The organism is Pseudomonas sp. 05N434 (genome assembly GCF_056396965.1).
Map to the genome: position 1 here is coordinate 1 of NZ_JBFTMK010001030.1, position 637 is coordinate 637.

Consider the following 637-nt stretch of genomic DNA (forward strand, 5'->3'; position numbering starts at 1 on the left):
CCGTTACACTGCCCCGGTCGAAATAATCTGACCGGGAGTGGGGCATGGGCTGGGATCGGGCAACGCCGTTTATCATTGATCTGGAAGTGGGCGCCGAAGACATCGACGGGTTGGGCCACGCGAACAACGCGGTGTACGTGACCTGGCTCGAGCGCTGTGCCTGGCGTCACTCGCAGCGGCTGGGTCTGGACCTGGTCGAGTATCGGCGGCTGGACCGGGCTATGGCGGTGGTGCGACACGAGATTGATTACCTGGCGGCGGCCTACGAAGGCGATGAGCTGCAGCTGGCGACCTGGATCGTCGATTGGGATCAGCGCCTGAGAATGACCCGACACTTCCAGCTGATCCGCCCCAGTGACAACTCGACGTTGCTGCGGGCGCAGACCACGTTCGTGTGCATCGAACTGTCGACCGGCAAGCCCAAGCGCATGCCGGCGGAATTCATCGAGGGCTATGGCTCGGCGTTGCAAGTTCCAAGCTGACACAGTCCGCACATTTGCCACCGCCCGGTCTGACGAAATACCTTCTGCACGCCGAAACCAGTAAACTGCCGCACGTTTTTCGTTGAGTGTGTTTTTCATGCAAATTGCTTTGGCGCCCATGGAGGGGTTGGTCGACAACATCCTGCGGGACGTGC

At 60.8% G+C, this 637-nt stretch carries 2 protein-coding genes; one reads left to right on the forward strand and one right to left on the reverse strand.

The genetic code is table 11. The features are described from left to right. Positions 1-44 precede the first annotated feature (44 nt). Complete coding sequence (locus tag AC1DLB_RS31520) at positions 45-482, forward strand: acyl-CoA thioesterase (RefSeq protein WP_019582115.1); 438 nt, start codon at positions 45-47, stop codon at positions 480-482. Here the strand turns inward: AC1DLB_RS31520 and AC1DLB_RS31525 are convergent. Then, entirely contained in the window at positions 442-585 is a 144-nt protein-coding gene (locus AC1DLB_RS31525; protein ID WP_477786471.1) for a (2Fe-2S)-binding protein, read from the reverse strand. The genes AC1DLB_RS31520 and AC1DLB_RS31525 overlap by 41 nt on opposite strands. Between the last annotated feature and the right edge of the window lie 52 nt (positions 586-637).

Bases quoted from the DNA above. Each gene is read 5' to 3' on its own strand.
- AC1DLB_RS31520 (WP_019582115.1), top strand. From the start codon at position 45: ATGGGCTGGGATCGGGCAACGCCGTTTATCATTGATCTGGAAGTGGGC.